15 protein-coding genes are annotated in these 20,232 nt (G+C 69.2%); 6 read left to right on the top strand and 9 right to left on the bottom strand.

What is annotated here, in order from left to right; all coding sequences use genetic code 11:
* Positions 1-66: 66 nt before the first annotated feature.
* Entirely contained in the window at positions 67-2,052 is a 1,986-nt protein-coding gene (locus tag W7U_RS18110) for a molybdopterin-dependent oxidoreductase (protein WP_008261000.1), read from the bottom strand.
* A 127-nt stretch (positions 2,053-2,179) separates the two neighbouring features.
* On the opposite strand from W7U_RS18110, the gene W7U_RS18105 reads away from it, so the two are divergent.
* Complete coding sequence (locus W7U_RS18105; protein ID WP_008260998.1) at positions 2,180-3,487, top strand: divalent metal cation transporter; 1,308 nt, start codon at positions 2,180-2,182, stop codon at positions 3,485-3,487.
* 13 nt (positions 3,488-3,500) lie between these two features.
* Here the strand turns inward: W7U_RS18105 and W7U_RS18100 are convergent, their stop codons facing one another.
* From W7U_RS18100 to W7U_RS18090, 3 genes are all read right to left on the bottom strand, one after another.
* Complete coding sequence (locus W7U_RS18100) at positions 3,501-4,820, bottom strand: hypothetical protein (protein ID WP_008260996.1); 1,320 nt, start codon at positions 4,818-4,820, stop codon at positions 3,501-3,503.
* 229 nt (positions 4,821-5,049) lie between these two features.
* Entirely contained in the window at positions 5,050-6,279 is a 1,230-nt protein-coding gene (locus W7U_RS18095) for a cytochrome P450 (protein WP_008260994.1), read from the bottom strand.
* Between the two features lie 153 nt (positions 6,280-6,432).
* Positions 6,433-7,332, bottom strand: coding sequence for an NYN domain-containing protein (locus W7U_RS18090; RefSeq protein WP_014385837.1), 900 nt, complete (start codon positions 7,330-7,332; stop codon positions 6,433-6,435).
* Positions 7,333-7,398: 66 nt separating this feature from the next.
* Between W7U_RS18090 and W7U_RS18085 the strand changes: the two genes are divergently transcribed.
* Positions 7,399-8,271 (top strand): alpha/beta fold hydrolase, encoded by an 873-nt coding sequence (locus W7U_RS18085; protein WP_014385836.1) that lies wholly within the window; start codon positions 7,399-7,401, stop codon positions 8,269-8,271.
* Between the two features lie 7 nt (positions 8,272-8,278).
* Here the strand turns inward: W7U_RS18085 and W7U_RS18080 are convergent, their stop codons facing one another.
* From W7U_RS18080 to W7U_RS18070, 3 genes are all read right to left on the bottom strand, one after another.
* Complete coding sequence (locus tag W7U_RS18080) at positions 8,279-9,445, bottom strand: FAD-binding domain (protein ID WP_008260989.1); 1,167 nt, start codon at positions 9,443-9,445, stop codon at positions 8,279-8,281.
* Positions 9,442-10,692, bottom strand: a complete 1,251-nt coding sequence (locus W7U_RS18075) for a cytochrome P450 (protein WP_008260988.1) — start codon at positions 10,690-10,692, stop codon at positions 9,442-9,444. The genes W7U_RS18080 and W7U_RS18075 overlap by 4 nt, the downstream gene beginning before the upstream one ends.
* 84 nt (positions 10,693-10,776) lie before the next feature.
* Positions 10,777-12,999 carry an FUSC family protein gene (locus tag W7U_RS18070; protein ID WP_008260987.1) on the bottom strand — a complete coding sequence of 741 codons (2,223 nt, stop codon included), beginning with the start codon at positions 12,997-12,999 and terminating at the stop codon, positions 10,777-10,779.
* Between the two features lie 81 nt (positions 13,000-13,080).
* On the opposite strand from W7U_RS18070, the gene galT reads away from it, so the two are divergent.
* The 3 genes from galT (at position 13,081) to W7U_RS18055 (ending at position 16,180) form a co-directional block, all read left to right on the top strand.
* Entirely contained in the window at positions 13,081-14,196 is a 1,116-nt protein-coding gene (gene galT, locus W7U_RS18065; protein WP_008260986.1) for a galactose-1-phosphate uridylyltransferase, read from the top strand.
* Positions 14,193-15,296 (top strand): galactokinase, encoded by a 1,104-nt coding sequence (locus tag W7U_RS18060; RefSeq protein ID WP_008260985.1) that lies wholly within the window; start codon positions 14,193-14,195, stop codon positions 15,294-15,296. Before galT ends, W7U_RS18060 begins: the two co-directional genes overlap by 4 nt.
* Before the next feature lie 200 nt (positions 15,297-15,496).
* Positions 15,497-16,180 carry a PAS and ANTAR domain-containing protein gene (locus W7U_RS18055; RefSeq protein ID WP_008260984.1) on the top strand — a complete coding sequence of 228 codons (684 nt, stop codon included), beginning with the start codon at positions 15,497-15,499 and terminating at the stop codon, positions 16,178-16,180.
* Between the two features lie 4 nt (positions 16,181-16,184).
* Here W7U_RS18055 and W7U_RS18050 read toward each other — a convergent pair whose 3' ends face one another.
* Positions 16,185-16,670 carry a hypothetical protein gene (locus W7U_RS18050; protein ID WP_008260983.1) on the bottom strand — a complete coding sequence of 162 codons (486 nt, stop codon included), beginning with the start codon at positions 16,668-16,670 and terminating at the stop codon, positions 16,185-16,187.
* Positions 16,671-16,713: 43 nt separating this feature from the next.
* Positions 16,714-17,379 carry an LpqN/LpqT family lipoprotein gene (locus W7U_RS18045; RefSeq protein WP_008260982.1) on the bottom strand — a complete coding sequence of 222 codons (666 nt, stop codon included), beginning with the start codon at positions 17,377-17,379 and terminating at the stop codon, positions 16,714-16,716.
* 199 nt (positions 17,380-17,578) lie between these two features.
* Between W7U_RS18045 and W7U_RS18040 the strand changes: the two genes are divergently transcribed.
* Positions 17,579-20,224, top strand: coding sequence for a GH92 family glycosyl hydrolase (locus tag W7U_RS18040; protein WP_008260981.1), 2,646 nt, complete (start codon positions 17,579-17,581; stop codon positions 20,222-20,224).
* The last annotated feature ends 8 nt before the right edge of the window (positions 20,225-20,232 follow it).

Below are 20,232 nucleotides of genomic sequence, written 5' to 3'. Positions count from 1 at the left end.
TCCCGGTTCGACTCCTCCAACCCATCGACCGGGAGGGTGTCTTCTGCCCAACCAGGACAGCGTGTTTCAGGCCGGATGCAGGCTGACGGGCACCCCCGAGTAGCGCACCATGCCGGTCACCACGTCGATGTCGTCCTTGTTGGTCAGGCGGTTGACGTTGGCCGCGTGGTGGCCGTGCGGGATCGACACCGCCCCGCGCCGAATGGAGTCGTCGACCTTGGCGATGCCGGTCAGTTCGCCGTTCGCGCTGCGCACCGTCACCTTCTGCCCGTCGGCGACACCCGCGGCGGCGCCGTCCTCGGGGTGGATGAGAACCTCGGGGGCTTCACCGAGAAAATCCAGCTGCCCGTTGAGCTTTCGGCGCTGCCGGCGCGGCACCAGCACCAGCGGCGCGGGCGGTTTCAGGCCCGCGAGTTGGTCCACCAGCAGCGGCGGCGCCAGCCGCCAGCCGCCCATCCGCGCGACGTGCTCGTCGACCCAGGCCGCGGGCAGCTCGCGCGGGGCCTCGGCCCAACCCACCGCCGCCACCTCGTCGAATCCCGTTCGGGCGCCGGCCAACAGGACGGCGAGCACGTCGTCGTCGGTGCTGGTGTCGGGATCGCCGAGATTGCCGAGCTCGTAGCCGAGCCGGCGGCCGAGTTCGGCGAACACCCACCACATCGAGCGGCGTTCGCCGACCGGCTCGACGACGGCCGGGCTGTATTGCACGGACACATGCGAACTCAGGATGTCGTGGATGGTGATGTCGGGGCGTTCCAGCGGGTCCTTGGTGGGCAGGACGTGGGTGGCCAGCTCGGTGGTCTCGTTGTTGATGATCTCGGTGGTCGCGAACACCTCGAGGCTCTGTAGGGCCGGAATCAGCTTGCCGGTCTCGGGGAACGAGGTGACCAGGCTGCCGCCGACGTTGATCAGGGCGCGGATGTTGCCCGCGGCGATCTCGTCGGGCAGCGCCGCGCAGGGCCACTCGTTGATGAACGCCTGCGCCTCGGGGCGGCTGCGCGGTCCCGGACCGAAGGATCCCTCGATCGGCGTGACGGGCAAAAACTCGCCGAAAGTCTCGAGCTGGTAGGCGAATCCGGGGTGAAACCACGTCCCGCCGGGCCGGTTCATCGCGCCGGTGAGGATCTTCAGCACCCAGGCGAGCCACTGCGTGACGTTGGCGCGCTCGGCGGTCATCGTGACGCCGGTGCCGGTTTCGACCGCGACGCACTTGGCGGCCCGCACGCCCGCAAACAACCGGGCCAGGTCGGCCTCGGCGACATCGGCCAGCTTCGCGGTGTGCTCGAGCGTGAACGGCTCGACCGCACGCGCCAGCTCGTCGATGCCCTGCACGGGAACGTCGGATTTCATTCCGTCGCGCAGGATCTCGCGCACCAGGTAGGCGAGGACGGCGTGGTCGGTGCTGGGCCGCGGCGCCAGATGGGCGGTGGCCAGCCGGGCGGTCTCGGTGCGACGGGGATCGATCACCCACACCTGCCCGCGCCGCGCGATCTCGCGCACCGTGCCGGTCGGATTGGGCATCGAGATCGCATGTCCATGCGAGACAACGGGATTGACGCCGACGAGCATCAGGAAGTCGGCGTTGTCCAGGTCGGTCCGGCCCGATAGCCCCATGAATCCGCCGACCAGATCCGAGACCAAAGGCTTGGCGGTGCCGTCGATGGTCAGGGGGCTGAACTTGGCCGGTGTGCCAATCGCGGCGTGCAGCGCCTCGGCCATGCGGAAGCCGGCGCTTTCCATGGTGGAGAAGTAGAACGCGACCGATTGCGGCCCGTGCCGGTCGATGATGTCCTTCAGCCGCGTGCCCAGGTCGTCGAGGCAGGCGTCCCATGTGGTGTCGCGCAGGCGGCCGTCCGCCCGCATCCTCGGGCGTTCGAGCCGGTCGGGGTGGTGGTGCAGTTGCGGCAGGGCGCGGCCCTTCGGGCAGGTGTAACCGCGGGAGAAGGGATGCTCCTGATCGCCGCGAACGCGGAGCACCTCGTCACCCTCGACGTCGACGAGGATGCCGCAGACGGAGGTGCAGACGCGGCAGAAGCTACGCACCGTTTGCATACTTGGGCAACGTACTCTCGCAATTCGAGAACGCCTATCGCATTTTCGAGAATGGCGGCACATTTTCGGCCAATGGCGCTCTCCGGCAAACGCCCGTGGTTAGGCGGCCCCTAGTTAGGATCCACCGGTGACCGATACGACCACCCCGCCGGTGGCGGACGAATCCGAGGACCGGCCGCAAATACCGCTGCGCACCCGTGGCCGCTGGCTGCGATGGGGGCTGCTGTCGGTGTGGGGCCCCGGCCTGGTGGTGATGCTGGCCGACACCGATGCCGGGTCGCTGATCACCGCGTCGCAGTCCGGCGCCCAGTGGGGCTACCGGATGGTGCTGCCGCAGCTGATCCTGATGCCGGTGCTCTACGTCGTGCAGGAAATGACCGTGCGGCTGGGCATCGTCACCGGGCGCGGCCACGGCTCGCTGATCCGGGAGCGGTTCGGCCGCGGCTGGGCGTGGCTGTCGGCGTTCACCCTGTTCGCCTCGGCGATCGGGGCGTTGCTCACGGAGTTCGCCGGGGTGGCCGGCGTGGGTGAACTCTTCGGCGTCTCGCGCTGGGTGAGCATTCCGGTCGCGACCGTCGCGCTGCTGGCGCTGGCCCTGACCGGTAGCTACCGGCGCGTCGAGCGCATCGGCCTGGTCGTCGGCGCCGCCGAACTGGCCTTCCTGGTGGCGATGGTCATGGCCCGGCCCGACCCCAGAGCCCTCGTGGACGGGTTGTCGTCGATGCCGCTCGGCAACTCGTCATACCTGCTACTGGTCGCGGCCAACGTCGGCGCGGTCATCATGCCGTGGATGATCTTCTACCAGCAGGGAGCGGTGGTCGATAAGCGCCTGTCGGAGAACACGATTCGCCAGGCCCGTTACGACACCGCCTTCGGCGCGGTGCTGACCCAGCTGATCATGATCGCGGTGGTGGTCACCATGGCGTCCACCATTGGGACGAGCGGCGCGCACGGCGGCGGCGCGGAACTGGAGACCGTCGGCCAGATCGCCCAGTCGCTCACGCCCTACCTCGGCCGAGTCGGCGGGACGGTGCTGTTCGGGCTCGGCATGCTGGGCGCGGCGCTGGTGGCCGCGATCGTCGCCTCGCTCGCGGGCGCGTGGGGGCTCGCGGAGGTGTTCGGCTGGAAGCACACGCTGAACGAGCGGCCCAACCGCGCCACCGCCCGGTTCTACATCACGTATTCGCTGGCGCACATCGTGGGCGCGGTGCTGGTGCTGGCCAGCGTCGACCTGGTCAATCTGGCCGTCGACGTCGAAGTCATGAACGCGTTGCTGCTGCCCATCGTGCTGGGCCTGCTGCTGGCGCTGGAAGCCAGGGCCCTGCCCGAGCAGTGGCGCATGCGCGGGCTGCACAAATACGTCACCCGCGCGCTGTGCTTCGTGACCATCGGGTTCGGCCTGTACATGGTTCCGCAGGCCCTCGGCTGGATCTGACCGCGGGCGACCGTCAAAACCAGGGCCCGGGGTAGTGGCCGTCCTGGTCTTGCACCATGACGATCTCCTTGCACTCGCCGTTGGACGACGGCGCGGTCTCGCCGCGGCACACCAGCGTCCATCCGGATATCCGCTCGAACGGGCGTGTCGACCAGCCGGACGCGACGGGATCCGTTGCAGGAAGGGCGATTACCGAGAACGTGCCGCCGCCGGCGGTGAGGTAGAGGTGGTCTTCGAAGAACGCCAGCTTCGAAATCGACATCTTCTTGGCGTCGTCGCGGCTCTTGAGCAAGTCCCACTGTTGGCTGCGCAGGTTCCACACCCCGAACCCGAACGAGGAGTTCTCCGAATTGTGCCCGTCGACAAACAGTTTCCCGTCGGACAGGGCCGCGCTCAGCCCGCCGCCGGAGATCCGGTCCGAATCGCCGATCTTGATGAGGGATTTGGCGTTGAGGTCATAGAACATCGTGGAGACGGCCGGTGGGTTGCGCGACTCCCGGTGGGTGATCTTCACAAGTTTGTCTGGGCCCTCGGCCAATTCGGCGTCCACGGATTGCGCGTCGTCGTCCCGGTAGATCGCCTCCCCGTTCGGGCGGCGCAGCTCGGCCCCCGAGGCCTTGCCGGGATCGGCGTTGCGGGGGAACGCAATGACGTCCTGCCAAACTCGGGCGGGCTGGGGATCGTCCCACATGATCGACAGGTCGGCGCCGGACAGCACCACGGTTCGGGGCGGCGACGCGGGGGCGTGCCCGTCGGTGAAGGCGTTCACCCACGCCACGCCCGAGGCGGTCGGGGCCAGTCCCCATTCCTTCGGCGCCGCCAACCTCAGGCCGGGGGTCGGCGGCTGCAGTTCTTTGGTGGCGACCTGGTGGCCCGAGGACCAGTCGTAGGAATACGCGGTGGTCCTTGAGATTTCGGGCGCCGGGGCCTGGGCGGGCTTGACGGTGGTGACCACGTAGACGACCTTGAGGTCGGCGGCGGCGCCGGTCAGCGCGCACATGGCGCCGGTGAGGTTCTCGCCGGCGGCGATCGTGGGGATGGCCGGCGCGACGTACTGTCCCGTCTTCGGGTCGAAGATCTTCGGCCGGATGTCGTCGAGTGCGGATTTGCCGGCCGAAAAGGTCTGCGGGCAGCCGAAATACGCCGTGCCGCCGTAGCTCTTCCAGTCCTTTTCCAGCGGGCCCGTGATCGGGGCGGGTCCCGCACGGGTGGTCGTTTTCGACGCCGACGTCGGCGCGGTGGGGGTCAGCGGGGGCGCCGACACGGTTTCCGAGCAGGACGACAGCGCCAGGCAGGCGACCGCGGCGGCCGCCGGTCCCCAGGTTGCGCGCATCGAAAACCCCCGTGAAGTTCGTGTAACCCCCGCAGCGTAAGGCCGCCCCGGCGCCACCGCGACTCGGCGGATTGCCAACGGCGTCGCGTTGGGTGTGAAGCCTTGGCTTTGACTGTGAAGCCACGGCGGCCGCGCTCGGCGTGTCGTCGCCCTCAGCGCACAGTCAAAGCCGTGGATTCACACCCGAATCCGCGAGCTCACACCCGAATCCCTGAGCGGCGCCGGATGCCTAGCGGTCGAACTCCAGCGGCAGGCTCAGCGGGCCGCTCAGCGTTCCCATCGGCTTCCACGGAGCCGGGCCGGCGATGCGCGGATTGCGCAGGCGGGCGGTCAAGACGGTCAGCGCCTCGGCGATCTCGCGCCTGGCCAGGTTGGCGCCCAGGCAGTAATGCGCGCCGCCGCCGAACGTCAGGATCGGCGGGGCGCCCTCGCGGGTGATGTCGACGCGGTCCGGGTCGTCGTAGACGGTGGGGTCGCGGTTCGCCGCCCCGGTGTTGAGCAGGACCATCGTGCCGGCGGGAAACACGTAGCCGTCGACCTCGGCGTCCTCGGCCACCAGCCGCAGCGTCCCGCACACGATCGGCGAGTGCCGCATGGTCTCCTCGACCGCGCGCATCGCCAACTCGGGTCGCCGGCGCAGCAGCTCCCACTGTTCCGGGTGCTCGCACAGCAGGTGCACCGACGCGGCGACCTGGTTGCGGGTGGTGTCCGTCCCCGCCAGCAGCAGCCCCCCGGCCAGCATGCGCAGTTCGGCCGCGTCGAGGCGGTCGCCCTCGTCCTCGGCGCGGATCAGGTCGGACAGCAGGTCGTCGGTCAGGCTGCGGCGGCGCCCGGCGACCATCTCGTCGACATAGGCGTCGAGTTGGCGCCACGCGCGCATCACGACGGGCTCCACTTCGGTCAGGTCGGCGGTGAAGCTGAACGCCTTGAACACGTCGTCCGCCCACAGCGAGAACCGTTGCCAGTCCTCGCGGGGCGCCCCGAGCAGCGCGCAGATGATCGGCACGGGATACGGGCGCGCGATGTCGGTGACGACGTCGCAGCGCCCGGCGCCGGCGACCCGATCGACCAGTTCGTTGAGCACGCCGACCATGGTGTCGTGCAGGCGCAGGGTGGCCTTCGGCGTGAACGCCTTGGAGGTCAGGCTGCGCAGCCGGTGGTGCGCGTCGCCCTCGAGGCACAGCAGGCTGTTGACCACCTTGTCCCACAGCGGGCCCGAAGTGATGCCCTGGACAAGGAGATTCAGGCCGGGCGGGATCTGGAACCGCGTGTCCCGCAGGACGGACCGGACCATGTGGTACCCGAGCACCTCGGGGCCGTGCGGCCCCAGTGCGACGGGCGCGTGTCGTTGCGCCTCCCGCAGGCGCGGGTAGACCTCCGCGGGTGTTTCGTCGTCACGGTAGGACAGAGTGGGCAGGTCGGCGTCGAAAACGCTTGGGGGAGCGGCACCGACGGTCATGACGGTCTCCTCATCGATCCCCCACCAGCTGCGGACGACTCCCAGACAATGTATGGCCACCCCGGGGCGCTGTCAACGATATCGATCCGCGCATCGGCGAAACGCCATACACCAGCGAGAAAATGCATTGCCGCGACGCGGGGGCGACGCCGCTCAATCCTGCGCGCGCAGCCGCACCATCCGCGTCGTCGACGTCTCGTCCAGCTCGACGATGTCGGAACGCGACCGCAAAAAATCGCTGAATGACCGGAAACCCAAAGACCTTTCGCTGAACGACGGATCCATGCGCCGCATCTGCGCCTTCACCGCGGAGTTGTGCAGCCAGTCGACGTCGTCTTTCTCCAGGCCGATCTGTAGCGCGCGCGTCAGCAGCGCGGTGGCGGCGGCCTGCGCGTCGGGCGGCTCGGGCTCCTCGGCCTGTGCCGCCTTGGTGCGCCCGCCGCGCCGCTTCGGCGGGGCGGTGTCGGCCGGCCCGGGCTCGCGGTCGAGCGCGGGAACCCCCGGCAGCGCGTCGTACACGACGAACTCCTCGCACGCGGCCGCCAGCGCCCGGCTCGACGCCCCGGCCACCCCGATGCCCACCACGTACCGGCCCAGCCTCTTACAGCGCTGGGCCAGCGGGATGTAGTCGGAGTCGCCGGCCACGATCACCACGTGGGTCAGGTCGGGCAGCCGGAACATGTCCTCGACCGCGTCGACGGCCAGCCGGATGTCGGCGCCGTTCTTGCCGTAGGCCGCCGCGGGGAACAGCTGCACCAGGTCGACCGCGCGGGCCACCAGCTGCCCGCGGTATCCGGCGTTGATATCCGCCGACCAGTCCGCATAGGCGCGGGTGAGCACCAGGGTCCCGAACGACGACGCGTAGTCGAGGATGGCGCCGACGTCGACCGTCGCCTGGCCCAACCGTTCGGAATGCTGCTCGAGCCCCTTGGCCTTGTCCTTCTGAAACGAGTTTCGCCCGTGTATCTGGTCGTACCGCGAGATCACGATGTTGTCGAAGTCGAGGTAGACGGCCACGCGGGCCGCAACCGGTTCGGTCATGCCCTTGATCATTGCTCAACGGGCGGGCATTTGCCCTGCCCGCGTCGTCAGCAGGGCCAAAGCGGGTACACAGCCCGAATGAGTGACATGAAGTTTCTCGAGTTACATGGGGATCGCATCGCCTATCGCGACGAGGGTGACGGCGAAGCGTTGCTGCTGATCCACGGTATGGCGGGGAGTTCGGAGACCTGGCGATCCGTGATACCGCAGCTGTCGAAGAAGTTCCGGATCGTCGCGCCCGACCTGCTGGGCCACGGCCAGTCCGCGAAGCCCCGCACCGACTACTCGCTGGGCGCGTTTGCGGTCTGGCTTCGTGATTTCCTCGACGAACTGGGTGTCAGCCAGGCCACCGTGGTCGGTCATTCGCTCGGCGGCGGTGTCGCCATGCAGTTCGTCTATCAGCACCCCGACTACGCCAAGCGGTTGATCTTGATCAGCAGCGGCGGCCTGGGTCCCGACGTGGGATGGGTCCTGCGGCTGCTCTCGGCCCCCGGGGCGGAGCTGGTGTTGCCGATCATCGCGCCCACGCCCGTCCTGTCCGTCGGCAACAAGCTCAGGTCCTGGTTGACAAGCGCGGGCATCCAGTCGCCGCGCGGGGCCGAGCTGTGGAGCGCCTACTCGTCGTTGTCCGACGGTGAGACGCGCCAGTCGTTCCTGCGGACGCTGAGGTCGGTGGTCGACTACCGGGGCCAGGCGGTCAGCGCGCTCAACAGACTCTCGCTGCGTGAGGACTTGCCGGTCATGGCGATCTGGGGGGAACGCGACGGCATCATCCCCGTCGATCACGCGTACGCCGCGCACAAGGCTCGCACCGACGCCAGGCTCGAAATCCTGCCCGACGTCGGTCATTTCGCGCAGGTGGAGGCGCCGAACCAGGTGGTGGAGCTGATCGAGGACTTCATCGCCACGGGCGAGCGCCGCGACACACAAAGTCCGCAGCCGAGCTTGTGATCGGTGGCTAGATGCCGTAGTCGGGCAGCTCGAAGTCGTCGCGCACGTCGCGCGCGAGAAGCCGTGTCATCGGGGCGAAATTCATGGTGCGCAGCGCCAGGTCGCGGAACCACAGCCCGAATCGGGTCCGGGTGGCGAAGAACCCGATGAACCGCGCCGCGCCGGCCTGCTTGCCCTCGATGAAGGGACGCAGCCGCATCTCGTAGGCGTCGAACGCGCGGCGATGGTCGCCCCCGGCGCGCCCGAGTTCGCCGGCCAGCACGTAGGCCTCGGCGATCGCCAGGCCGGTGCCCTCACCGCCGAGCAGCGAAATGCAGCCGGCCGCATCCCCGATGAGCAGCACGCGCCCCCGCGACCAGCGGTTCATGTGGATCTGGCTGACGACGTCGAAGTAGAGGTCGTCAACGTCGTCGAGCGCGGCCAGCATGTCGTGGGCTTCCCAGCCGCAGTCGGCAAAGGTGTTGCGCAGCTGGTCTTTCGGCGGTGTGTCGGTGCCGTCGTGGTCGGCGCGGAAGATGAACAGGAACGTGGTGCGGTCGCCGCGCAGCGCGAAACGCGCCAATTGGCGGCCGGGTTCGGCATAGGTGACGTAGGCCAGCTCGTCGCGCGGCCGGTAACGGTCGACCACGCAGGCCGCCACCTTGCAGCCCAGATAGCGCTCGAATTCTCGTTCGGGCCCGAAGACCAGGCGGCGCACGTTGGAGTGCAGCCCGTCGGCGCCGATCAGCAGGTCGAAATCGCGCGCGCCGCCGCGCTCGAACCCGAGTCGGACCCCGTCGTCGCGCTCGTCGACGAACGAGATGCTGTCGCCGAAGACCGTTTCGACCTCGTCCTCGATGGTGGCGTAGATCGCCGCGGCCAGATCGCCGCGCGGCAGGCTGGTGAAGTCGGCGCCGAGCAGGCGGCGAAAGACGTCGACGTCCACGTCCGCCTTGATCTCGCCGCGAGGGCCGACCGAGCGGAGCCGTTCCATCTCGTATCCGGCGGCGCGGATCGGCCCTTCGATGCCCATCCGCTTGGCCACCTGGTAGCCCACGCCCCAGAAGTCGATCATGTAGCCGCCGGTGCGCAGGTGCGGCGCCTGCTCGATCAGCGTCGGCGTGTGGCCGGTCCGATGCAGCCAGTGGGCGAGCGCCGCCCCGGCCACGCCGGCACCGCTGATGGCGATCCTCATGAGGCGACCGGGTGGCCGCCTCGGTAATCGACGGGCCAGTGCTTGATGCCGTTGATGAACGACGACCGCAGGCGCTCCGGATTTCCCAGCGGGGCCAGGTCGGGCAGCCGGTCGGCCAGCGCGTTGAACATCACATCGATCGTCATGCGGGCCAGGTTGGCGCCGATGCAGTAGTGCGCCCCGGTGCCGCCGAAACCGAGGTGCGGGTTGGGGCTGCGCAGGATGTCGAAGGTGAACGGGTCGTCGAAGACCTCTTCGTCGAAGTTGGCCGAGCGGTAGAACAGCACCACCCGCTGACCTTCTCTGATGGCCACACCGCCGAGCTCGGTGTCCTCGCGCGCGGTGCGCTGGAACGCGGTGATCGGTGTGGCCCAACGGATTATCTCGTCGGCCGCGGTCTTGGGTCGCCGCGCCCTGAAGAGCTCCCACTGGTCCGGATAGTCGGTGAAGGCCATCATCCCCTGGGTGATCGAGTTGCGCGTGGTCTCGTTTCCCGCGACGGCCAGCGTGACCACGAACATGCCGAATTCGGCCTCCGACAGGCGCTGGCCGTCGGCATCGGCCTGAATCAGGGTGGTGACGATATCGTCGCCAGGTTCTTCGGCCTTGCGCGCCGCCAATTGCATGGCGTACCACATCAATTCGCCGGCCGAGGTCAGCGCGTCGTTGCCGGCGAATTCCGGATCGTCGCTGCCGATCATGTTGTTGGTCCAGTCGAACAGCTTGTCGTAGTCCTCATGCGGAACCCCGAGCAGCGCGGAGATGGCCTGCAGCGGCAACTCGCAGGCCACCTGGCGGACGAAGTCGCCCGACCCCGCCGCCGCGGCCTCGGTGACGATGCACCGGGCCCGCTCGGACAGTTCGGCGCGCAGCCGCTCGACCGCGCGCGGTGTAAAGGCCCGCGACACGATCTTGCGCAACCGGCTGTGCTCGGGGTCGTCCATCATGATCATCGACGCCCGGCCCGCCTCAATCTGCCCGGCCGCCAAGTCTTCCCGGTAACGCGGCACGATCGACTTGGCGGCCGACGAGAACACGTCGCTGCGCAGCGAGACGTCGCGGATGTCGCGATGCTTGGTCACCGCCCAGTAGCCGCCGTCGCCGAACCCGCCCTTATCCGGCGCCTGCTCGTTCCACCAGACCGGTTCGGTGGCGCGCAGTTCGGCGAACTCCCGCACCGGCAGCCGGTGCGCGTAGATGTCGGGATCGGTGAAATCAAAGCCCGGCGGGAGGTTCGGTGTGGCCATGGGATTTCTCCTCGGCTGTGGCTACGGACCGCGGCGGTCAGCACGATGGTAGCCGCGGCCGCGCGCGATCGGTAGCAAAGCGCCTCAGCGTGACGCGGGCTCGGCCGTCCGCACGCGTTCGCGTCCACCGAGGTTGGTGGCGGCGGTGATGACGGCCCGCTCGATCTGGCGAAGGGCGTGCACCGCGGTGAGGTACCGCCGGGTCTCGGGCCGCGGCTCGGCGCCGTGGCCGTCGCCGTCCTGTTGTCGCGCCAGGGTTTCCGCGGCGTCGAGGTCGTCGGCCGCCGAGACCAGGGTCGGTGCGTGACCCCCCTCGATGGCCTCCTGCAACGCCTCGATGTTGCGTCGCGTCTGGGCGGCGGCCGCCGAAAACGCCTGCGCCAGTTTCGGGGCCGGCGGCGGTGACCCGACGGGGTCCCGATACTGCTCGCTGCTGCGTGCCAGGCTGCGGCCGTATTGGTCACACGCGGTGAAGATGCCCAGGGCGCGGCGGATGCTGCGCCGCCCCGCGAGTCCGGCGACGCCCGCCAACAGCGGCTTGGCGGTGACCCGGAACTGCTGCAGATCCCGATCGACCTGACGCGCCTGCTCGGACGGGCTGGCGCCGCCCTCTCCGCACATGGTGGCGGCGCACACCTCGATCAGCGCCGACAGGCTCGTCAGGAAGGTGCGGGTGTCGGCGCGGATCGCGGTTCTGGTGTTCGTCGGCAACACGACGACGGCCACCGTCGCCCCGATGACGGCGCCGATCGCGGTCTCTTCGATCCGCAGCATGAGCACGCCGAAGGAGAACTGGCCGAGCAGGCCGTACAGCAGCGCCAGCATCGTGGTGATCCAGAAGGTCATCAGGCTGTAGGTGACCGTCATGAAATAGAAGGCGCAGAACAGACACACGAAAATGCCGGCGAGAGCGCCAATTTCGTGGCCGGTCAGCAGCGTGGCCACCAGCACGCCGGCGGGCACGCCGAGCAGGGTGCCGAGCAGGCGTTGCCAGCCCTTGGTCAGGGTTTCGCCCCACGAGTTGGTGCCGGCGAAGATCACGAACGCGGCGATCACCGCCCAATACCACCGGTCCGGCGAGACCAGCTCCCCGGTGACGATGGCCAGCGAGGCGGCGATACAGACCTGGATGGCTTGCCGGGTGGTCGGCAGCAGCCCGCCGGGGCGTGCCTCGTCGGCGGCCCCCTCCGGCGCGGCGCGCTCGTCGGCCGCCGGCCGCTCGCCGCCGGTTTCGTCAAGGGGGGCGCCGGCGGCCATCCGATCGACGATCGCCCGCACGTCGGACGTCGCCCCCGCGGCGTTGATGATCGCCAGGGCGAGGCGGCGGACCGCGGTGGCGCCCGGGTCGTCCTCGGCCGCGGCTCCAGCCTCGGGCAGCTCGTCCAGCAGCCGTTGCGCGCGGGCGGCCGCCCGCCGCAGCCCCTCGGGTTCGGGCAGGCGGATCGCGCGGGCCAGCTGCGAGAGCGCGTCGACGAGCGGGACCCGCGTGCCGATCGGGATGGATTCCGGGGCCTCACCCGCCACGGCGGCGGCCCGCCGACCGGCGGTGGCGACCCATTCGATGGCCAACTCGGCGTCCAGCAGCCAGGGGGCCAGCTGTTCGGCGGTGACGCCGGGCCACAGCGCGCCGGGATCGGCTTTGTCCTCGATCTGGCTCTGCACCAGCAGGGCGGTCTCGTTGAGCCGCGTGGTGCGCGCCCGCATGCGGCGGCGCCGCCGTTCGTCGAGGCGGCCCGTCCGCACCGCTTCGGCGGTGGTGTCGATGACGATCGCCATCCGCGCCCGCAGCGCCCGGATGGTGGCGCGCAGCACCCGCTCGGGGCGGTCGGGCAGCACGTAGGCGGTCATCACGTACGTGCACACCGTGCCCACCGCGACCGCCCCGATCATCCAGGGCAGCTCCGAGACGCGGGCCCGCAGGTACAGCGTGAAGAAGTACGACATGAACGCGACCATCCCCAGCGCCCTGCCGCGCGCCCCGAAGCGGCGGATGTAGGCCGCGGTGAACACGATCAGCACGAAGACGGCATCGCTGGCCACCACGTGCGGGGCCAGCAGCGCGGCGGCGGTGATGGCCAGCGCGGCGGGAACGGGCAAGAGCGCCATGGTGATTCGTTGCTGGCGCGGGTCGGGCTCGTTGACTGACCGCGACGCGACCATGGTGATGACGACGCCCAGCAGCGCGACGGTCAGGGGTTGTCCCGTCGCCCTGGTGAGGACGAAAAGGACCAGCAGCGAAAGGCCCAGCGCGGCCGTTGTCCGAGTCGCCATCCGCAGCCGAAGCAAGCCCGGATCGGAGCCGATCACCCAGTTGCGGGCGCGTTCGTACAGGACAGTTATTCCGGTGACCGCCTCTCTATCGCGTACCCCCATGGTTACCCGAACCGGGTGCCGGCGACCAAGCTAGTCTTCGACATCGTGACTGAGCCGACGCGAGCGAAGCTGGCTGACGGCCGTGACCTGCTGTTCTTCTCGCTGCCCGGGCATCGTCCGGCGCCGGTCGAGGACCGCCGGCCCCTGCCGCCGCGTACGGCCGAACAGTCGCAGTTGCGGTTCGACCGGACGACCGGGCAGTGGGTGATCGTCGCGGCGCTGCGCCAGGACCGCACCTACAAGCCGCCGCCCGACGCGTGCCCCCTGTGCCCGGGCCCGACCGGGCTGACCAGCGAGGTGCCCGCGCCCGACTACGACGTCGTCGTGTTCGAGAACCGCTTTCCCAGCCTGTCGGGCGCCGCGACGCCGCTTCCCGATCCCGGCGACGCCGACGGCTTCGTGTCGACCCCGGCGCCCGGGCGCTGCGAGGTGATCTGCTTTTCGGCCGATCACACCGGCTCCTTCGCGGCGTTGACGCCGGCGCACGCGCGGCTGGTGGTCGATGCGTGGCGCCACCGCACGGCCGACCTGATGGCCGCGCCGGGCATCGAGCAGGTGTTCTGCTTCGAGAACCGCGGCGAGGAGATCGGGGTCACCCTCACCCATCCGCACGGCCAGATCTACGGCTATCCCTACCTGACGCCGCGGACGGTCGCCATGCTGGAGCAGGCGCGGGCGCATCGAAACAAGCACGGCGGCAACCTGTTCGGTGATCTGCTGGCCCGCGAGGTCACCGATGGGGGCCGCATCGTCGCGCGCAACGAGGTGTTCACCGCGTTCGTGCCCTTCGCCGCGCGCTGGCCGGTCGAGGTGCACATCTACCCGAACCGGTTCGTGCCCAACGTGATCGGCCTCGACGAGGACGAGCTGGACGGGTTCGTGGCCATCTACCTCGACGTGCTGCGGCGCTTCGACCGCATGTATTCGACGCCGCTGCCCTACATTTCGGCGGTGCACCAGTATTCCGGGGCCGGGGTCCAGGCGGACGGGTACTTCCACGTCGAACTGATGTCCATCCGCCGCAGCGCGACCAAGCTCAAATACCTGGCGGCCTCCGAATCGGCGATGGACGCCTTCATCGGTGACGTCACCCCCGAAAGCGTGGCGCAGCGGTTACGGGAACTGCAGTGACGGTGCGCTACGGCGCGCCGGGACGGATCAACCTGATCGGCGAGCACACCGACTACAACCTGGGTTTCTCGCTGCCGATCGCCTTGCCGCAGCGCACGGTGGCGACGTTCACGCCCGGCCCCGGCGACGCGATCACCGTGACCAGTGAGCGCGCGGACGCCCCGGTGCGCATTGCGCTCGGCACCGCCCCGGGGGAGGTCACCGGCTGGGCGGCCTACGTGGCCGGGGTGGTCTGGGCGCTGCGCCAGGCGGATTACCCGGTGCCCGGCGGCACGATGTCGATCACCAGCGATGTGGAAATGGGCTCGGGCCTGTCCTCCTCGGCGGCCCTGGAATGCGCGGCGCTGGGGGCGATCGCCTCGGCCGCGGGCGTGCGCATCGACCGCAAGCACCAGGCCCGCCTCGCCCAGCGCGCCGAAAACGAGTACGTGGGCGCCCCAACGGGTTTGCTCGACCAGCTCGCCTCGCTGTTCGGCCGGCCGGCGACGGCGGTGCTGATCGACTTCGCCGACCTCGCCGTCACGCCGGTGGCCTTCGACCCCGACGCCGCCGGCGTCGCCCTGCTGCTGATCGACTCCCGGGAGCGCCACAGCCATGCCGGCGGCGACTACGCGGCGCGGCGTCAGTCGTGCGAGCGCGCCGCCGCCGACCTCGGGGCGACGTCGCTGCGCGAGGTCGGCGATCGCGGGCCCGCCGACCTCGGCGCCGTGCGGGACCCGGTCGATGCCCGTCGCGCCCGCCACGTGCTGAGCGAGAACCAGCGGGTCATCGATTGCGTTGCGGCACTGGGCGATGGGAACTACGCCGAGGCCGGGCGGATCTTCACCGCCTCGCACGCCTCCATGCGTGAGGACTTCGACATCACCACCGAACGCATCGACCTGATCGCGGCGGCCGCGGTGCGCGCGGGCGCGCTGGGGGCGCGGATGACCGGCGGCGGATTCGGTGGCTGCGTGATCGCGCTGGTGCCGATCGCGCGCGCCGGGGCGGTCGGTGAGGCGGTGCGGCGCGCCGTGGTCGACGCCGGCTTCGAACAACCCGCCGAAGAGCCCGTTATCACCCGGACCCGGGCGGCCGCCGGCGCGGGTTCGTGCCAATGAGCGCGCCGAAAACTTACTCGCCCGGCAATTTCCTGATTTCCGCGGTGACCACCGGTCAGAAACTGTAACCTCACGGCCATGGGGGTATCTCACTCCTGCATGCGCAGTTCCGGATTTCCCGCCCGGGGGTCGGCGATCCATTCGAGATCGCCGATGCACGCTGTTACCGGTCCGCTTGCCGTCGACGCGAAAAACCCACCGTGGCTTGGGAATTAGACCGCCAGGCCGCGGCGATCGAGCGCGGTTTGGCCGGCGCCGTCCCGCAGCGGGCCGGCTGGTTCCGCTTCTACTTCGAGGGCCACCGCTGGGTATGGTCCGACCAGGTCCAGCGCATGCACGGCTACGAGCCCGGCACCGTGACCCCCACGACCGAGCTGGTGCTGTCGCACAAACACCCGGCGGACCGGCCTCAGGTGATCGACGGCATCAACGACATGATCAGGCGTCGTCAGGCGTTCAGCGTGCGGCATCGCATCGTGGACACCCGCGGCCTCATCCACCACGTCATCGTGGTGGGCGACCGGTTCTGCGACGACAACGACGAGGTCGTCGGGACCCACGGCTTCTACATCGAGGTCACGCCGCCGCCCGCGCGCAATCGGGAGGAATCCATCAGCGCCAAGGTCGCCGAGATCGTCGGGCGCCGCGGCGTCATCGACCGCACCAAGGGGATGCTGATGCTGATCTACGGCATCGACGAGGACGCCGCCTTCACCATGCTCAAATCGCTGTCCCAATCGAAAAACACGAAGCTCGGGGTGCTCGCCCAACGCATCGCCGACGACTTCACGGCGCTGGGCAAGGAAGTCATCACCGCGCGTTCGCGCTTCGACCGGTGCCTGCGCGCCGCGCACCTGCGGGCGCCCGACCACCCCACCGGCTGAGCGGCTAGCCGATCGCACTCAGCCGGACGGCCCCCAGGTGGAGCCGGTCGACCGCCTCGGCGAACTCGTCGCGGGTCGGGATGCGGCGATCGCGGAACTTCAGCCCGATCATGCGCTGCGCGCGCGCCACGCCATAAGACTCGGCGGCGCGCAGCAACAGATCGGAAACGACGGCCCGGTCGCGGATGAGCTCGCCACGCATCGCCGTCGTCGTGCCGTCGTACACCACGTCGACGGGGCCGCCGTCGCGGAAGTTCTGCTTCCACGGCGCGCCCGTCAGCGCGTAGAGCTGACCGTCAATCACATGCGCGCTCAACGGAACTGAGTACGGACGCCCGCTCTTGCGTCCGGTGAAACTCAACACCATGAATTGCTTGCGCGCGGCGCCGGCAAAGGGGCTGCGCAGCAAAAGCCCCATCACCGGGTTGACGACACGCAATAACGCCGACGGCGGATGCCCGGCATCTACCGCGTATGACCGCTCTGTCATCCGTTTCTCCTATGTAGGGCCCTCCGGCTCCTCGGCCTACTACTCAGCCGGTCGTGATGGTGGTCTGGTCGTCGATGACGCTGGTCGCGTCCATCAGCGGCCCCTGATCGCTCTCCAGGCCATCGGCGTTGAGCTGCAGCACGTAAACCGCGCCCTGGCTGGGGATCACCACGGTCTTCTGGGCGATGACGCGGGTCTTGCCGTTCTTCTGGTACGTGCCGCCCAGCTGCCAGGCCTGGAACCCGGCGAGGGTGGACGCGGAGCCGTCCCCGCCGCCCTGATATCCGGGCAGATTCTGCACCTCGCCCGGGGCGTACTGGATGAGCTTGGCCGGGTCGACGTTGCCGGTGAGCTTGGAGAACAGCGCCGAAACCGACGGCGGATCGGCAGGATTGGCGGGCTGGGTCTGCACGATGCCGCCGTAGGAGGTGCCCGAGTTCTGATTGAGCTGCCAGCCCATGGGCACCGGCAGGTCGACGTTCGGCCCGGGATCGCCGTGGCGGACGGGCGTCTCGGCGATGTTGTTGTCCTTGACGTAGTCGGCGATGGTGTATTTGGCCTTCGCCGCCGGTGCCGCGGTGGTTTGCGAGGGGCTCGTCGACGACGTCGTCGGCGTGGACGTTTTGTCACTGGATTTGTGGTCGTGGCCGCAACCGGCGAGCGCCAAACTCAGCGCCACGGAAATGGTTGCTAGGGTCAAATGTTTCATTAATCCCATCTCCCGAGAATGGGGCCGATACCTGCGTACGGCACGCTGAAACGACAGTAGCCGAAAGGCAATAAATGTTTGCCAGAATCTTTCGCCTATTTTGCCGTCATCCCGGTTGTCGGGCGATCGTTTTCCAATTCCCGGGGGAAACGCCACCGCAATGCGCCGCTGCGCGGTCGTATCGGAGTAAGAGACTTCTATGCGGTCACGAAGGGCGCTGATTGCGGTCATCGCGGCGTCGGCCGTCTTCATGACCTTCATCGCCGCCGCCCCGCCGAAGGGGTATGACGGCCCACCCGTCTTCGTGGCCAATCCGGTCGACCACGTCGCGACGCTCATCGGCACCGGCACGGGCGGCGAGACGGTCGGCGAGATCAACAACTTTCCCGGCGCCACCGTGCCGTTCGGGATGGTGCAGTACTCGCCGGACACCGTCGGCAACTACGCCGGATACAACTACGACAACCCGCGCTCGACCGGGTTCAGCATGACCCACGCGTCGGTGGGATGCGCTGCGTTCGGCGACATCTCGATGCTTCCGGCCACCGGCGGCGTCGGCCCGCAACCCTGGAACGCCTGGGAGACGATCGCCCACGACGACACCGAGCAGGGCGTGCCCGGCTACTACGCCGTGCGGTTTCCCGACACCGGCGTGAGGGCCGAACTGACCGCCACCGCGCACACGGGCGTCGGGCGATTCAGTTACCCGCGCAACGGCCGCCCCGCCCTGTTGCAGGTCCGCTCGGGCTCGTCGTTGGCGGGAAACTCCCGCGCGACCATCCAGATCGGGGAGGACAACACCACCATCACCGGCTGGGCCACCAGCGGGGGGTTCTGCGACAAGCCGAACGCCTACACGGTGTATTTCGCCATGAAATTCAGCCGGCCCTTCACCTCCTTCGGATCCTGGGACGGCGCCACGGTCTACGCCGGTGCCCGCAGCGCGAACGCGCCGTACAGCGGCGGCTACGTCGAATTCCCGGCCGGCACGACGCTCGAGGTGCGCACCGCCATCTCCTACGTCGGCATCGAGGGCGCGCGGGCCAACCTGGCGGCCGAGGACGCCGCCGGCTTCGACGACGTGCGCGCCGCCGCCTCGCGGGAATGGAACGCCGCGCTGTCCCGCATCTCGGTGGCCGGCCGGAATGTCGACGATCTGACCACCTTCTACACCTCCCTGTACCGATCCCTGTTGCACCCCAACATGTTCAACGACGCCGACGGGCGCTACGTCGGGTTCGACGGCGCTATCCACACCGTGGCCGCGGGCCACACCCAGTACGCCAATTTCTCCGACTGGGACACCTACCGGTGCCTGGCGGCGTTGCAGGCGATGCTCTTTCCGGACCGGGCCAGCGACATGGCGCAATCGCTGGTCAACGACGCCCAGCAGAGTGGTTCGCTGCCGCGCTGGGCGTTCGCCAACGCCGCGACCGGCGAGATGACCGGGGACAGCGTGGTGCCGTTCATCGTCAGCCTGAACACGTTCGGGGCCAAGGACTTCGACGTCCGTGCCGCGTTGCGCTACATGGTGGACGGGGCGACCAAGGGCGGGGCGGGGCTGGCCGGTTACGTGGAGCGGCCGGGCATCGAGACCTACCTGCGGTTCGGTTATGCGCCGTTCACCCTGGTATTCGGCCGTAACGGCTGGATCTCCGACGCCTCGATCACGTTGGAGTGGTCGGTCGACGACTTCGCCATCTCCCGATTCGCCGACTCGCTCGGGGACGCCGCGACCGCCGCCGAATTCCAGAATCGGTCGCAGTACTGGCAGAACCTGTTCAATCCCACCACCCGATCCGTGGTGCCCCGCAGCTGGAGCGGGTTCTTCCGCCCCGGCCCCGCGGTCGTGGTGTCCCCGGAGAACTTCGGCCAGGTCGGGTACGACGAGGGCAACGCCGAGCAGTACGTCTGGTCGGTGCCGCACAACGTCGCGGGCCTGGTGACCGCCCTGGGCGGCCGCGCGGCCGTGGCCGACCGGCTCGATCGGTTCACCGAGAAGCTCAACGTCGGCCCCAACCAGCCCTACCTGTGGGCGGGCAACGAGCCGAGTTTCGGTGTGCCATGGCTATACAACTACATCGGGCAACCGTGGAAGACCCAGCGCACGGTCGACCGGGTGCGTGGACTGTTCGCGCCGACCGCCGACGGGGAGCCGGGCAACGACGACCTGGGCGCGCTGGCCGCCTGGTACGTGTGGGCGGCGCTGGGCGTGTACCCGGCCACCCCGGGCACGCCGATCCTCACCGTGGGCGCGCCGCTGTTCGACCGAATCGAAATCGCGCTGCCCGCAGGCAAATTCCTCCGGATCTCCGCGCCGGGCGCGTCGGGGCCGCACCACCTCAAATACATCAGCGGCCTGAAGGTCGACGGCCGGCCCACCGAGCACACGTCACTGCCGGAGACGATCATCACCACCGGCGGCACGCTGACGTTCTCGCTCGCCGCCTATCCCGACAAGCGTTGGGGCACATCCGAAGCGGACGCGCCGCCGTCGTTCGGGGCGGGCAGCTCGGCGTTGACCGTCAACGTCGCTCAACCCGTCGTGACGATCGCGCCGGGGCGCACGGGCACGGTCACCCTCGACGCGCAACGGATGATCGACGGCCGCGACGTCCCCGACGGCTACACGGTTTCCGGCACGTCCACCGACGCCGGGATCACCGTGGCGCCCACGCCCGGCCGCTTCGGCAACGGCGGATCGGCCGCGGTTTCCGTCCCGATCACGGTGGCGCAGTCGGTTCCCGAGGACTACCACCTGGTGTACTTGACCACCACGGCCGGCGAAAGCGCGCGCAGGTCAACGGTTCTGGTGGTCACGCAGGCCGAATCCGGCAACTCCTGACCGGGATT

The sequence above is a fragment of the Mycobacterium sp. H4Y genome, assembly GCF_000364405.1.
GTDB classification, from domain to species: Bacteria; Actinomycetota; Actinomycetes; order Mycobacteriales; family Mycobacteriaceae; genus Mycobacterium; species Mycobacterium intracellulare.
This window is presented reverse-complemented; position numbering and strand designations above follow the sequence as displayed.

Bases quoted from the DNA above. Each gene is read 5' to 3' on its own strand.
- W7U_RS18110 (WP_008261000.1), bottom strand. From the start codon at position 2,052: ATGCAAACGGTGCGTAGCTTCTGCCGCGTCTGCACCTCCGTCTGCGGC.
- W7U_RS18100 (WP_008260996.1), bottom strand. From the start codon at position 4,820: ATGCGCGCAACCTGGGGACCGGCGGCCGCCGCGGTCGCCTGCCTGGCG.
- W7U_RS18095 (WP_008260994.1), bottom strand. From the start codon at position 6,279: ATGACCGTCGGTGCCGCTCCCCCAAGCGTTTTCGACGCCGACCTGCCC.
- W7U_RS18090 (WP_014385837.1), bottom strand. From the start codon at position 7,332: ATGATCAAGGGCATGACCGAACCGGTTGCGGCCCGCGTGGCCGTCTAC.
- W7U_RS18085 (WP_014385836.1), top strand. From the start codon at position 7,399: ATGAGTGACATGAAGTTTCTCGAGTTACATGGGGATCGCATCGCCTAT.
- W7U_RS18080 (WP_008260989.1), bottom strand. From the start codon at position 9,445: ATGAGGATCGCCATCAGCGGTGCCGGCGTGGCCGGGGCGGCGCTCGCC.
- W7U_RS18075 (WP_008260988.1), bottom strand. From the start codon at position 10,692: ATGGCCACACCGAACCTCCCGCCGGGCTTTGATTTCACCGATCCCGAC.
- W7U_RS18050 (WP_008260983.1), bottom strand. From the start codon at position 16,670: ATGACAGAGCGGTCATACGCGGTAGATGCCGGGCATCCGCCGTCGGCG.
- W7U_RS18045 (WP_008260982.1), bottom strand. From the start codon at position 17,379: ATGAAACATTTGACCCTAGCAACCATTTCCGTGGCGCTGAGTTTGGCG.
- W7U_RS18040 (WP_008260981.1), top strand. From the start codon at position 17,579: ATGCGGTCACGAAGGGCGCTGATTGCGGTCATCGCGGCGTCGGCCGTC.